The sequence below is a fragment of the Chloroflexota bacterium genome, assembly GCA_018648225.1.
GTDB lineage: Bacteria > Chloroflexota > Anaerolineae > Anaerolineales > UBA11858 > NIOZ-UU35.
In genome coordinates this window covers 18,250-30,922 of record JABGRQ010000156.1, presented here as the reverse complement: position 1 = coordinate 30,922, position 12,673 = coordinate 18,250, and the positions used below count along the sequence as shown (strand labels likewise).

The window sequence follows — 12,673 nt, the reverse complement described above, 5'->3', positions numbered from 1 at the left end:
TTAATTGCCTATGCCTACCAATCTCCCTCCCGACTACGCCAAAGCCGAGAAACAATTCCGCGCGGCAACTACCAACCACGAGCGCATCGCCTGGCTGGAAGAGATGTACAGCATTGTGCCCAAGCATAAGGGCACCGATCATCTGCGGGCTGATCTGCGGCGCAAGCTCTCGAAATTGAGGACGGCCTCCGAAGGGGGCCAAGGCGCGGCGCGGCAAAGTTCTGCATATCATATCGATTCGGAGGGGGCGGGACAAGTGGTGGTGTTGGGACCTGCCAACGCAGGGAAATCTGCCCTGGTGGCAGCGCTGACCAATGCCAACCCCGAGGTGGCAGCCTACCCCTTCAGCACCTGGGTGCCCACCCCGGGGATGTGGCAAATCGAGAATATCCAGGTGCAACTCCTCGACACTCCGCCCCTGGATGCCGATTTTGTAGACCCCGAACTCTTCAATCTCATCCACCGCGCCGACTTGGCCTTATTGATTGTCGATTTGCTGGCTGACCCCATCGGCCAGATCGAAGATACCCTGGCCTTGCTGGCCGAGCGTCGTATTGTGCCCGAATATTTGCGCGATCAGTATGAAGACGAATTGCGCATGAAGATCATGCCAATCATCGGTGTGGTCAATAAAACCGATACCGACGCGCAAGACAAAGACTTTGAAGTCTTGTGTGAACTGCTTGAAGGAGAGGAATGCCCGTTGATTCCCATCTCGGTGATGCAAGCGCGCAATTTTGGTCGTTTGGCACAGGTGGTTTACAGAAATTTGGGTATTATACGCGTTTACTCGCGCCCTCCCGGAGCTGACCCCAACTTCAACTTGCCCTTTGTGCTCCTACACGGCAGCACCGTGGAAGATTTTGCCGAAAAAGTGCATCAGGACTTTAAAGAGAATCTCAAATCAGCGCGTGTGTGGGGCAGCACAGCCTTTGAGGGGCAAATGGTCAGCCGCGAGTATGTGCTCGCTGAAGGCGACGTAGTAGAGCTTAAAACAGACCGGTGACAGAGGACGGAAGACCGGGGACGGAGGACGGGAGACCGGGTTGAATACCTGTCCCCCGTCCTCCGTCTTCTGTCGTCAGGAGCGCAGCGTATGACAATCACTTACATCCCTATCGGCATCATCCATAGCCCATTTACCGAAATCGAGGGCATGCCCATCCAACCCACTGGAGCACAAGGTATCCGCGGGGAAGTGGAGGTGTATCCTGAATTCCAGTCCGGGTTGGCCGATCTGGATGGATTTTCGCATATCATCTTGTTGTATCATTTGCATCGTTCGCAGGGCTTCGGGCTGCGCGTCACGCCCTTTCTCGATGATCAGCCCCGGGGCCTGTTCGCCACGCGTGCCCCTCGGCGGCCAAATCCCATCGGGTTATCCATCGTCCGATTGGTTAAATCCCAAGAAAATATTTTACACATCGAAAATGTAGATATTCTCGACGGCACGCCCCTACTCGATATCAAGCCCTATATTCCTGCCTTTGAACCTGATGAAACCGTGCGCACCGGCTGGATGAGCAAGCCTAGAAATACGGTTGCTGAGAAACGCTCGGACGAACGCTTCCGTTGACGGGTTCCCATTCATCTGGTAAAATCCCGCCGCTCGGTGCGTTGTACCCTTCGCCCGGGAAAATCAACTAAATTTACGGCGAAAAGACTTCCGAAAATAGGGGTATGTGGAGAGTAAAGCTCTCCACATACCCCTATTTTCTGGCTACTTTCGTCGTAAATTAGCAAAGTCAAACGAAAGGGCTTGAACAAATGAAAATATTACTTTTGCAAGATGTGTACAAACTTGGCCGTGCCGGTGACGTTAAAAAAGTTGCCAATGGATACGGCCGTAATTATTTAATCCCCCATGGACTGGCTGTGCTGGCTACCCCCGGTGCGCTGAAAATGGTGGATAATATCCGTGTCGAAGCTGATAAGCAACGCTCGGTACTCAACGAAGAACTGGGTGGCCTTGCCGAACAGATGCAAGCAGTGGTTCTGACCTTCCCGGTGCGCGCCAGTGAAACTGGCCGTCTGTATGGCTCCGTCAATACGCGTATGATCGCTGAAGCGCTTTCTCAGGAAGTGGGTGTGGAAATCAGCCATAGCCAGATTGATGCTCAGCCTTTGCGCACGATTGGCTCCCACAGCATTGAAGTTCGTCTGACTGTCGACCTGATCCCCGCCATTGAGGTGATTGTCCATCGCGAAGGTGAAAGCCCCGAAGCCGCGGTTGCGGAAGCTGAAGCCAGGGAAGAACTCACCTATGAGGACGAAGCTGCCGAAGTCGTCTATCTCGATGAAGTGGAACCTGATGAAGTGGAATCGGATGAAGGCGTCGATGACGATTCCCCGCCCAGCGTGGATGATATTCTCGATCAGCTCTAAACCGTAAATCACAAGATCAGCATTATAAAGGCCCGGAGTGGTGTAACCGCCTCTGGCCTTTTTTTGTTTTTCCTATAAATCTCACCTCAATCCATGTTTATGCGTGTCCGTTTTTTTCGCACTTCTCTCCCGTATATCTGTGAAAACGGAACGCGGATGACGCGGAACCAACGGATTTTCGCAGATAAAACAAAAAATCTGTAATCATCAACCAAAGCTTGAGCACGCGTCATTCTGAACGGAGCGCAGCGGAGTGAAGAATCCCTTAGCCGGAATGTTGAAAAGTGCCTATGCAAGTGATGAATCAACCCGTTTCAAAGGGATTCCTCGCTGCGCTCGGAATGACAACGATGGTTTCGCTATTCAAGCTACTATTGACCCATACAATAAAACAAAAAATCCGTGAAAATCTGCCCGATCCACGTCATCCGCGACCTATTTTTGAGCCACAGGGTGCAAATGTACGGTAGAGACACCCACACAAAATATCAAAGCGCCAGATTTCCGATATAATACTTCCCATGAGTGCAGCGGTTGGCAATAAATTACGCCTGGCGCGTGAAGCGCTGAAATTAACGCTTGAACAAGCGGCGGCAGAAACCCATATTGGTTTACATTATTTACGCGCTATGGAAGCCGGAAATTTCGACGCGCTGCCATCGCGTGTGCAGATGCGCGGTTTTCTGCGTGCCTATGCCGGTTATTTGCACCTGGATACTATCCCGCTTTTCGAGGCTTTGGAAAAAGATGCCCTGATGGCGTTAATGCCGCCTCAGGCAAGCCTAGCAGAAGACAAGCCTACCGATGTTAAGTCGTCTGCAAAAATCACCCCCACACAAGAAGCAGAAACAAATTTCATTAAAGTTGGTGAGACGCTAAAAAATCAGCGCGAACTCCTGGGGCTATCTCTCGACGATGTCGCCCGGCACACACATCTCAGGCTGCACTATTTACAGGCTTTAGAGCGCGGCGATATGGATGACTTGCCCTCTGCCGTACAAGGCACCGGGATGTTAAAAAACTACGCCGAGTTTCTCAGCCTCGACCCCGAACCCATGCTGCTGCGCTATGCCGAAAAATTACAGGCACAATTAGGCGAACGCAAGGCAGAGCAAAAACAAAATAATGTCACCGAACAACGTCCCAAACGCGCTCCGGTGAAACCGCTTACACCAATACGGCGCTTTTTCTCGCGCGAAATGTTGATTGGCGGGATGATTGTTTTCACAGTGATCACCTTTATACTCTGGGCCGGATTGCAAATTTCTGCCGCGCGCAACCTGCCAGAAACACCCCAGCCCACCGCACCCTCAATCGCTGATGTGTTGCTGCCCTCCACTACACCTTCGGTTGAACCTAGCGCAACCGCTACCGTGCCATCTCTGATTGATGTGGCTGCCGAAACGGTGGTTGGCGGCATTACCGGGGCAAATAATCCAGCTGATCCGGCGAATGAAATTATCGAAGGGGCTGTACAAGTGCAGGTTTCAACCCGGCGGCGCGCTTTTGTGCGCGTGATTGTAGATGGAAAAATTGCCTTTAATGCACGTCTCGCGCCCGGCAGCATTCAAACCTTCGCCGGGGAAAAAAGCATCGAAGTTCTCAGCGGAGATGCGGCAGCCCTGCAAGTGACCTATAACGGTGTGGAATTGGGCGTGCTGGGCGGCGATAATGAAGTTGTCAATTTTATCCTGGCTCCCGATGGCCTGATTACCCCCACGCCAACTATTTCGCCCACCCCAACGCGCACCCCGCGGGTTACACGCACGCCGCGCGGAACGCAAAGTCCGTAGACGGATACGACAAATTGGTTCAATCTCTACGCACTTTTTATCATTTGGTTATACTGAGATTGAATCAATTTTAAGTGATTGGTTATTATGCCCCTTACTCAAAAAAACTTCCACCTGATCTCCCTTGGCTGCGCCAAAAACACAGTCGATTCCGACTCGATGGCGCAGTTGCTGATGCAAGACCACTTTGCACCCACCGATGAACCTGCCGAGGCCGAAGTACTCATCGTCAACACCTGTGGATTCATTGGTCCGGCCAAAGACGAATCGTTGCAAACTTTGCAAAACTTGGCCGCCGAAAAGAAACCCGGTCAGGTGTTGATTGCCGCCGGATGCTTGACGCAACGCTACGGCCAGCATGTTATTGAACAAGTCCCTGGCATTGATGGCATTCTTGGCACGCGCCGCTGGATGGATATTCTCGATGTCGTTAGCCAATTGCGCGATGGCAAACACCCTGGCCCGCTCTACCATCTGCCCGATGTCGCCGACGTAGGCCGCGACGATGCCGGGACGCAGCGCGTCAACGTGCAAGGAGGCAGCGCCTACCTGAAAGTTGCCGATGGCTGCCGCCGCCCATGCGCTTTTTGCGCCATCCCGCTCATCAAGGGTATTGCCGTCAGCCGTCCTATGGAGGCGATTCTGACCGACGCGCGCGCGCTGCAAGAGATGGGCGTGTACGAGATCAACCTGATCGCCCAGGACACCACCGATTACGGCCACGATCTCGGCATGCGCAACGGTCTGGCAACCCTGCTCGACGAGTTGAGCGCCGCCGTCCCTGATGTACCCTGGCTGCGGGTGCTCTACGCCTATCCTGGCTATGTCACTGATGAACTCATCGAAGTTATGGCTGAAAATCCACAAGTGCTGCCCTATCTGGATATGCCTCTGCAGCACGCCCACCCTGATACCCTGCGCCGGATGCGCCGCCCCGCCAATATGAACTGGGTCTACCGTACCCTGGAGAAAATGCGCGCTGCTATGCCCGATCTGGCTCTGCGCACGACCTTCATTGTAGGCTATCCCGGCGAAACCGATGCCGAATTTAAAACCTTGCTGGATTTCATTGACGAGATTCAATTTGACCGCGTTGGCGCGTTCCAGTTCTCCTTTGAACCGGGCACAACCAGCGAGCCTTTGGGTGATCCTGTTCCCGAAGATGTGAAACAAGCCCGTTGGGAGCAGCTCATGGAGCGGCAGCAAGCCATTTCACTGGCCCGCAACCAGCGCCTTGTCGGTGCCAGCCTGGATGTGCTCATCGAAGGCCAGGGCGATGGCATCTCATTGGGACGCAGCTATCGCGACGCTCCCGAAATTGACGGCATGGTCATCGTCGAAGACGATCTCCCCATCGGAGCGATGACCCCCGTCCGCATCACAGGCGCAATGCCGTATGATCTTACAGGCGTGTTAGATACAGCACAAGAGATTTAACGCAAAGACGCAAGGGAACAAAGACGCAAAGGAAAAATAAAAAAGCTCTGCGTTTTTGCATCTTTGTGGCCTTGCGTTAAAAAATATAGGGTGAAATGATGAAGGAAAATGAGATTAGCCGTGTGATTGTTGAATCAGCGATTGAAGTTCATCGTACACTTGGTGGACCAGGATTGCTGGAAAGTGTCTACGAAGAAGCGATGATTTGGGAACTTCAGCAACGCGACATCTCAGTTGAACAACAAAAAATCATTCCCATAGTCTATAAAGGGGAACAATTAGGAAACCCGCTTCGTCTCGATTTACTGGTTGGTGGATTAGTAATTGTCGAGATAAAATCAACATCTCAATACAACAAGATATTTGAAGCTCAATTACTCACTTACCTGCGATTGACAAATGTCAAACTGGGTATGGTCATCAACTTCGGTGAAAGACTCGTAAAAAATGGTATTCACCGTGTCGTCAACAATCTATAAAAAACTCTGCGCCCTTGCACCATAGCGCCTTTGCGTTAAATAAGGAATACCATGCTCAACACAAACACCCCCGAAATAAAATTTGCCCTTCACGCTGTGCGGCAGGCTTCTGAACTCGTACAACAAGTTCAGGCCGAGATGATCTCGCCTGCCCTCACAAAAGACGACCGCTCTCCCGTCACCGTGGCCGATTTCGCCGCACAGGCGCTAGTAGGCTACCTGCTCGACCAGCACTTCCCCAACGACCCAATGGTCGGTGAAGAAGATTCGGCTGTCCTGCAAACCCCCGAAGAAAAAGATACTTTGGCGCGCATCACCGATTTCGTCAGCCGCTTCACTGAGGGGGCTACCCCCGAAACAGTCTGCAACTGGATTGACCGCGGCTCTGCCGAATCGGCGCCGCGTTTCTGGACACTCGATCCCATTGACGGCACCAAAGGCTTCCTGCGCGGCGATCAATATGCTGTGGCGTTAGCGTTAGTCGAAAACGGCAAAGTTCAAATCGGCGCATTAGGCTGCCCTCAACTTCCATTTCCCGCGGGGAGCACCCTGGCGGGTGTGCTTCGCGAAGGGGCCGGGGGTGAGGGCGGCAGCATCTACATTGCCGCCCGCGGTCAGGGAGCCTGGGCCGCGTTCCTCAACGGCAGCAACACCGACTTCACCCAAATTCACGTTTCTACACAGGCCGATCCCACACAAGCGCGACTGATGCGCTCATTTGAGTCCGGACATACCAACGTCACGAAAATGGATGTTTTTGCCGAAGCACTCGGCGTGCAGGCCCAGGCCGTGCGCATGGACAGTCAGGCCAAATACGCCGTACTGGCCTCCGGCGGCGGCGAAATCTACCTGCGGATGCTTTCTAAAAGCCGCCCCGACTACCGCGAAAAAATCTGGGATCAAGCCGCTGGCTCGATCATCACCGAAGAAGCCGGAGGCCGCGTCACCGATCTGCACGGGCAAGAACTCAATTTCGGCCTCGGCCGTACCCTCGCCAACACGCGCGGCATCTGCGCTACCAATGGCATTTTACATGAGCAAGCTCTAGCCGCGCTCAAAGAAATTGCCGCATGATTTTTAACGCAAAGACGCAAAGGGGCAAAGGGGCAAAGGGGCAAAGATTTTATATATTTTTCTTTGCGACTCTGCATCTTTGCACCTTTGCGTTAAGGTTTAACGCATGTCCCGCACCGATTGGCTCGCCCTCGCCCTCAGCGCCCTCGCCACCCTAATTACCGGCTGGATCGCGCTCAATATCTTCGAAGACATTCCGCATCTTGAAGACGAATTTGCCTACGTCTGGCAGGCGCAGGTCATTGCCCGCGGCCAACTCACCACCCCCTCCCCCGACAACCCCAAAAGTTTTCTGGTGCCCTTCGTCGTCGATCACAACGGGCAGCGTTTTGGTAAATATCCCCTCGGCTGGCCGGTGGTACTCTCGCTTGGCGAGCGCCTGGGGCTGCGCGCCTGGGTCAACCCGTTTCTGGCCGGGCTGGGCATCTGGCTGACGTATCGGCTGGGGAAAAAACTACTCAATGAGCGCATCGCTCTGCTGGCAGCGGCTCTGTTACTAAGTTCCCCTTTCTTTTTGATGAATTCCAGCGCACTGCTTTCTCACGCCTGGGGGCTGGTACTCAGCGCAGGATTTGCACTTTTCTGGCTCGAGGCGCTGGATGAGTCGGACTCAGCTCGGGGCTGGCTGCTCACCTTGAGCGCGGCACTTACCCTGGGGGTCCTGGCCCTGAGCCGCCCCCTGACAGCCCTGGGAATCGCCCTACCCTTTGGCATCCACGGGCTGATTCTGTTGTGGCGCGGCCCTCAGAATATCCGCCGCCGCGTGCTGGTAATTGGCACTGTCGCTCTGCTCGTCGGGAGTCTGCATCTGTTGTGGCAGTACGCCGTCACCGGCAACGCACTGACCAATCCCTATACCCTGTGGTGGCCGTATGACAGGCTGGGCTTTGGGCCGGGGTTTGGCGTGACTGCCGACGGGCATAACTTGAAATATGCCTGGACAAATACCAAATTTAGCCTGCATGCCGGGCTGAGTGACCTGTTCGGCTGGGGCAAGCTCTCGTGGATTTTCTTTCCGTTTGGCCTGTGGGCGCTGCTTCGCCCTCACCCCTCCCCTCTCCCCCCGCCCTCAGGGGGCCAGGGCAAAATCTGGCTGCTCGTCAGCATTTTCCCCGTGCTTGTACTGATTTATGCCGCCTATTGGGTGGGGGCGTGGCTCTTCGGGCCGCGCTATTATTACGAAGCCCTGCCAGGGCTGGTATTGCTGAGTGCGGCTGGCATCGACAGGCTGGCAGGCTGGCCGCAGCGTTTTTCGGGTTGGAAGATGGCGCGCCCGTTGGTCGTGACTGGACTGGTTGCGCTGCTGGTGGCGATGAGTGCAGTGTTTTATTCGCCGATTCGTATCGGTTCACTGCGCGGGTTGTATGGCATCGAACGCGCCGCTCTGCAACCCTTTTTAACAGTTGATGCTCAGGCACTAACCCCGGCGTTAGTGATTGTACACCCGGAAAATTGGCGCGAGTACGCCGCCCTGCTCGAATTAAGCAATCCCTTTTTCGATGCGCCGTTTGTATTCGTTTATCACCGCGGCCCGCGCTCTACGAACGAAATTATGACGCTATTCCCACAGCGGACGGTGGTTCATTATCATCCTGATGAGCCGTGGAAGTTGTATACTGAAAAATAAAAAGAGCGCCGCTAGCGGCGCTCTTTTTATTTTTCGTCTATTTCAACATTGGCATTTTGATGCCATGTCGTTTGGCGGCATCTATCGCAATTTCATAGCCCGCGTCGGCGTGGCGCACTACGCCCATACCGGGATCACTGGTCAGCACCCGCGCGAGGCGCACCGCGGCTTCGGGCGTGCCATCGGCTACAATCACCTGCCCGGCGTGCTGCGAGTAGCCCATCCCTACGCCGCCCCCATGATGGAAAGAAACCCACGTTGCGCCGCCCACGGCGTTAATCAGGGCGTTTAGAATCGGCCAGTCGGAAACCGCATCGGAACCATCGAGCATAGCCTCGGTTTCACGGTTTGGGGAGGCCACCGAACCGGAATCAAGATGGTCGCGGCCAATGGCGATGGGCGCGCTGACAATGCCTTTCTCGACCAGTTCATTGAATTTTTGCCCCGCTTTTTCGCGCTCGCCATAGCCCAGCCAGCAGATGCGCGAGGGCAAGCCCTGTACGGGCACTTTCTCTTGTGCCATTTTGATCCAGCGGTGCAGATGCTCGTCGTCGGGGAAAAGTTCGAGGATTGCTTCATCGGTGCGGTAAATATCTTCCACATCGCCCGAAAGCGCTACCCAGCGGAATGGCCCTTTGCCCTCGCAGAATAACGGACGAATATAGGCAGGAACGAACCCGGGGAAATCGAAGGCGTTGGAAACGCCATAATCAAAAGCCTGTTGGCGCAAATTATTGCCATAATCAAACACTTCGCTGCCTGCTTTTTGGAAGGCCAGCATGGCTTCAACGTGCTTTGCCATCGATTCACGCGCCATCGCTTTATAGCCTTGGGGGTCTGAGGCGCGCATCTCGTCGGCGGCAGTCACACTCAGACTGGAGGGTACATACATCAGGGCTTCATGGGCTGAGGTCTGGTCGGTGACCACATCGGGGATGATGCCGCGGGTGACGAGTTCGGGGAAAATATCGGCGGCGTTGCCGACCAGGCCGATGGATTTTGGCTCTTCGTTGGCAACCGCCTCCTCGACGAGGGTCATGGCTTCTTCAAGGGTATCCACCACCACGTCCACGTAGCCGATCTCCTGGCGGCGATGGGCGCGGGCGGGGTCTACTTCCACACACAGGCATACCCCCTCGTTCATGGTCACGGACAGGGGTTGCGCGCCGCCCATTCCGCCCAAACCCGCCGTGAGTACGAACTTGCCTTTCAACGATTCCCAGCCCCGCTGACGCGCCAACGCGCCAAAGGTTTCATAGGTTCCCTGCAGAATGCCCTGTGTGCCAATATAAATCCACGAACCGGCGGTCATTTGCCCGTACATCATCAGCCCTTTGGCGGCGAGTTCGTCGAAATGTTCCCAATTGGCCCAGGCCGGGACCAGGTTGGAGTTGGCAATGAGGACGCGCGGCGCATCGGTGTGCGATTTGAATACAGCCACCGGCTTGCCCGACTGGACCAGCAGGGTTTCATCTTCTTCAAGATTTTTGAGCGATTCAAGGATAGCATCGAACGACTCCCAGTTGCGGGCCGCCTGGCCGCGCCCACCGTAGACGATCAGCTTTTCGGGAATTTCAGCTACCTCGGGGTCGAGATTATGCTGGATCATGCGGTAGGCCGCTTCAATGAGCCAGTTCTTACAGGTCAGTTGGGTGCCGCGTGGCGGATGAACAACGCGCGCTTGGGACATTAGAGCCTCCGTAGTGAATTTGCCCTCACCCTAACCCTCTCCCTATGGGAGAGGGCAGGGGTGAGGGTAGTAAATTAAGAATAAACCCCTCCCGGATATTATACGCCAGGAGGGGCAGGAGATTCAAACTTCGCTCGGTGAGGAGTTATGCTTCCGGTGCTTCTTCTTTCGGCGAAAATGTAGAGAAATGCGTCGAGCTGAGGCGATCAATCAGGTTCTTTTGCGCTTCACACCAGACCGGGCGCATGGGACAAATATCATTAAACGTGCAAACCCCATCATCGCCAACACATTCATTCAGCAAAATTGGGCCGTCAATCGCTTCGACAACATCCAATAAACTGATTTCTTGGGGATCGCGTGCCAACGAAACGCCGCCACGGGCGCCGCGCGAGGTGTGCAATAACCCGGCTACGGATAATTGGGATACAATTTTTGCTAAAAATGAGGCCGGAATATGTTGTTTTTCGGCAATTTTGCTAGTTGCCGCCCGTTTGCCTGGTCCCAAGGTCGTGAGATAATAAACGGCTCGTACCGCGTAGTCTGCCTGGCGAGTGATTTGCATAAGATATTTTCCTATATTTGGTCTTACGGATAAAATTTATCGGTTATATTTTAGAGTATATTTATCCAATCTACAAGTGATTAAGGTCATTGCATGTCAATGACCTTGCGCATGGGTACTCGTGCGCAATAGCACAGCCTATGGTAAGATTTTGCAGTATTCTGCGCAGTACATAACTGTCACTTCGCGTTCTGGAGGATCAATCACTATGAAACAAATCTGTGTTGTCGGTGTCGGCTATGTAGGGTTAATTACAGCCGCCGGTTTTGCCGATCTTGGCAATCGCGTTATCGCACTGGATATTAGCGAAGAAAAAATTGAAGGCCTGAAAAATGGTGAAATGCCCATTTACGAACCAGGCCTTGAAGAACTTGTCGAACGTAATGTTAAATCAGGCCGACTGACATTCACTACGTCCTATAAAGAAGGGCTAGATGGAGACACCGAGTTTGTCTTCATTGCTGTCGGAACTCCCTCAGGGGTCGATGGTGAAGCCGATCTGCAATATGTTGAGGCGGCCGCCAGTGATGTTGCCAGGCATATGAGCAGCGAGTTGGTGATTATCAATAAGTCTACTGTGCCAGTTGGCACCGGCGATTGGGTGGCCGGAATTGTCAAACGGAATCAACCTGAAGCCACTCCCTTTTCGGTGGTATCCTGCCCCGAATTTTTGCGCGAGGGCTCAGCTATTTTCGATTTCATGAACCCGCACCGCACGGTACTTGGCTCGCTCGACCGCGATGCCGCCGATAAAGTGGCTCAACTGCACCTGCCGCTGCGCGCGCCCATCGTGATTACCGATCTGCGCACCGCCGAGATGATTAAGTACGCCTCCAATGCCTTTCTGGCAACCAAGATTTCTTTCATCAACGAAATCGCCAATATTTGCGAAGCCCTGGGCGCCGATGTGACTGAAGTCGCTACCGGCATGGGCTACGACGAGCGCATTGGACATCACTTCCTGAACGCGGGTCTGGGGTATGGCGGTTCCTGCTTCCCCAAAGATGTACTTGCCCTGGCGCACATGGCCGAAGAAAAAGGCAAACATCCGCAGTTATTACATGCTGTCATGGACATCAACGCCGACCGCAGACCAATGGCGGTTGAACGCGTGATCCAAATGCTTGGCGGCGATGTCAAGGGCAAGATCATTGGCATGTTGGGGCTGGCCTTTAAGCCCAACACCGATGATATGCGCGATGCTCCCTCGATTGACATTGCCACGCAACTCATTGCCGCAGGCGCAACCGTGCGCGGCTATGATCCCGTTTCGATGGAAGTTGCCGCCCCACTCTTGCCGGATGTCGAAATGTACAACGATCCTTACTCGATGGCGGCAGGTTGCGACGCACTGATGGTCAACACTGAGTGGAACGAGTTCAAACAACTCAACCGCCGGCAACTGCGCGAAAGCATGAAGCAGCCAGTCATTTTCGATGGCCGTAACATCTACGACCCCGATGAGATGAAAGCACTCAACTTTATCTATCGCGGCTTGGGGCGCGGCTACAACGGCACAAATACGCCGGAAGCCTAGCATTCAAAACAATCACAAATGACGGAGGACGGAAGACAGACGACGAGAGTCATCGGCCTTCCGTCCTCCGTCTCCCATCTTATCAC

Annotated in this window: 11 protein-coding genes; 9 read left to right on the top strand and 2 right to left on the bottom strand. The window is 54.1% G+C overall.

Translation table 11 applies throughout. From position 1 onward, the window contains the following. Positions 1 to 10: 10 nt before the first annotated feature. The 8 genes from HN413_14840 (at position 11) to HN413_14805 (ending at position 8,795) form a co-directional block, all read left to right on the top strand. The gene (locus HN413_14840) at positions 11 to 1,006 is read left to right on the top strand and encodes a TGS domain-containing protein (protein ID MBT3391672.1); all 996 of its coding nucleotides are present in this window, start codon (positions 11 to 13) and stop codon (positions 1,004 to 1,006) included. A gap of 90 nt (positions 1,007 to 1,096) precedes the next feature. After that, positions 1,097 to 1,576, top strand: coding sequence for a tRNA (N6-threonylcarbamoyladenosine(37)-N6)-methyltransferase TrmO (gene tsaA / locus HN413_14835; protein MBT3391671.1), 480 nt, complete (start codon positions 1,097 to 1,099; stop codon positions 1,574 to 1,576). A gap of 191 nt (positions 1,577 to 1,767) precedes the next feature. Continuing rightward, positions 1,768 to 2,385: a 50S ribosomal protein L9 gene (locus HN413_14830; protein MBT3391670.1), complete on the top strand. Its 618-nt coding sequence runs from the start codon at positions 1,768 to 1,770 to the stop codon at positions 2,383 to 2,385. Between the two features lie 521 nt (positions 2,386 to 2,906). Then, positions 2,907 to 4,178, top strand: a complete 1,272-nt coding sequence (locus HN413_14825; GenBank protein ID MBT3391669.1) for a DUF4115 domain-containing protein — start codon at positions 2,907 to 2,909, stop codon at positions 4,176 to 4,178. Between the two features lie 87 nt (positions 4,179 to 4,265). Then, positions 4,266 to 5,615, top strand: coding sequence for a 30S ribosomal protein S12 methylthiotransferase RimO (gene rimO / locus HN413_14820; GenBank protein ID MBT3391668.1), 1,350 nt, complete (start codon positions 4,266 to 4,268; stop codon positions 5,613 to 5,615). 98 nt (positions 5,616 to 5,713) lie between these two features. Beyond that, positions 5,714 to 6,094, top strand: a complete 381-nt coding sequence (locus HN413_14815; GenBank protein MBT3391667.1) for a GxxExxY protein — start codon at positions 5,714 to 5,716, stop codon at positions 6,092 to 6,094. Positions 6,095 to 6,145: 51 nt separating this feature from the next. Continuing rightward, positions 6,146 to 7,168 (top strand): 3'(2'),5'-bisphosphate nucleotidase, encoded by a 1,023-nt coding sequence (locus HN413_14810; protein MBT3391666.1) that lies wholly within the window; start codon positions 6,146 to 6,148, stop codon positions 7,166 to 7,168. A 106-nt stretch (positions 7,169 to 7,274) separates the two neighbouring features. Continuing rightward, positions 7,275 to 8,795: a hypothetical protein gene (locus tag HN413_14805; GenBank protein ID MBT3391665.1), complete on the top strand. Its 1,521-nt coding sequence runs from the start codon at positions 7,275 to 7,277 to the stop codon at positions 8,793 to 8,795. 37 nt (positions 8,796 to 8,832) lie between these two features. On the opposite strand, the gene hutU is transcribed toward HN413_14805, so the two are convergent. Together hutU and HN413_14795 are read right to left on the bottom strand one after the other, a co-directional pair. Beyond that, a complete protein-coding gene (gene hutU, locus HN413_14800; protein MBT3391664.1) occupies positions 8,833 to 10,485 on the bottom strand; it encodes a urocanate hydratase in 1,653 nt (550 codons plus the stop codon). A 145-nt stretch (positions 10,486 to 10,630) separates the two neighbouring features. Continuing rightward, positions 10,631 to 11,050, bottom strand: a complete 420-nt coding sequence (locus HN413_14795; GenBank protein MBT3391663.1) for an Rrf2 family transcriptional regulator — start codon at positions 11,048 to 11,050, stop codon at positions 10,631 to 10,633. A 208-nt stretch (positions 11,051 to 11,258) separates the two neighbouring features. Between HN413_14795 and HN413_14790 the strand changes: the two genes are divergently transcribed. Further along, positions 11,259 to 12,587 carry a UDP-glucose/GDP-mannose dehydrogenase family protein gene (locus tag HN413_14790; protein MBT3391662.1) on the top strand — a complete coding sequence of 443 codons (1,329 nt, stop codon included), beginning with the start codon at positions 11,259 to 11,261 and terminating at the stop codon, positions 12,585 to 12,587. The last annotated feature ends 86 nt before the right edge of the window (positions 12,588 to 12,673 follow it).

Bases quoted from the DNA above. Each gene is read 5' to 3' on its own strand.
- HN413_14840 (MBT3391672.1), top strand. From the start codon at position 11: ATGCCTACCAATCTCCCTCCCGACTACGCCAAAGCCGAGAAACAATTC.
- tsaA (MBT3391671.1), top strand. From the start codon at position 1,097: ATGACAATCACTTACATCCCTATCGGCATCATCCATAGCCCATTTACC.
- HN413_14830 (MBT3391670.1), top strand. From the start codon at position 1,768: ATGAAAATATTACTTTTGCAAGATGTGTACAAACTTGGCCGTGCCGGT.
- HN413_14825 (MBT3391669.1), top strand. From the start codon at position 2,907: ATGAGTGCAGCGGTTGGCAATAAATTACGCCTGGCGCGTGAAGCGCTG.
- rimO (MBT3391668.1), top strand. From the start codon at position 4,266: ATGCCCCTTACTCAAAAAAACTTCCACCTGATCTCCCTTGGCTGCGCC.
- HN413_14815 (MBT3391667.1), top strand. From the start codon at position 5,714: ATGAAGGAAAATGAGATTAGCCGTGTGATTGTTGAATCAGCGATTGAA.
- HN413_14810 (MBT3391666.1), top strand. From the start codon at position 6,146: ATGCTCAACACAAACACCCCCGAAATAAAATTTGCCCTTCACGCTGTG.
- HN413_14805 (MBT3391665.1), top strand. From the start codon at position 7,275: ATGTCCCGCACCGATTGGCTCGCCCTCGCCCTCAGCGCCCTCGCCACC.
- hutU (MBT3391664.1), bottom strand. From the start codon at position 10,485: ATGTCCCAAGCGCGCGTTGTTCATCCGCCACGCGGCACCCAACTGACC.
- HN413_14795 (MBT3391663.1), bottom strand. From the start codon at position 11,050: ATGCAAATCACTCGCCAGGCAGACTACGCGGTACGAGCCGTTTATTAT.
- HN413_14790 (MBT3391662.1), top strand. From the start codon at position 11,259: ATGAAACAAATCTGTGTTGTCGGTGTCGGCTATGTAGGGTTAATTACA.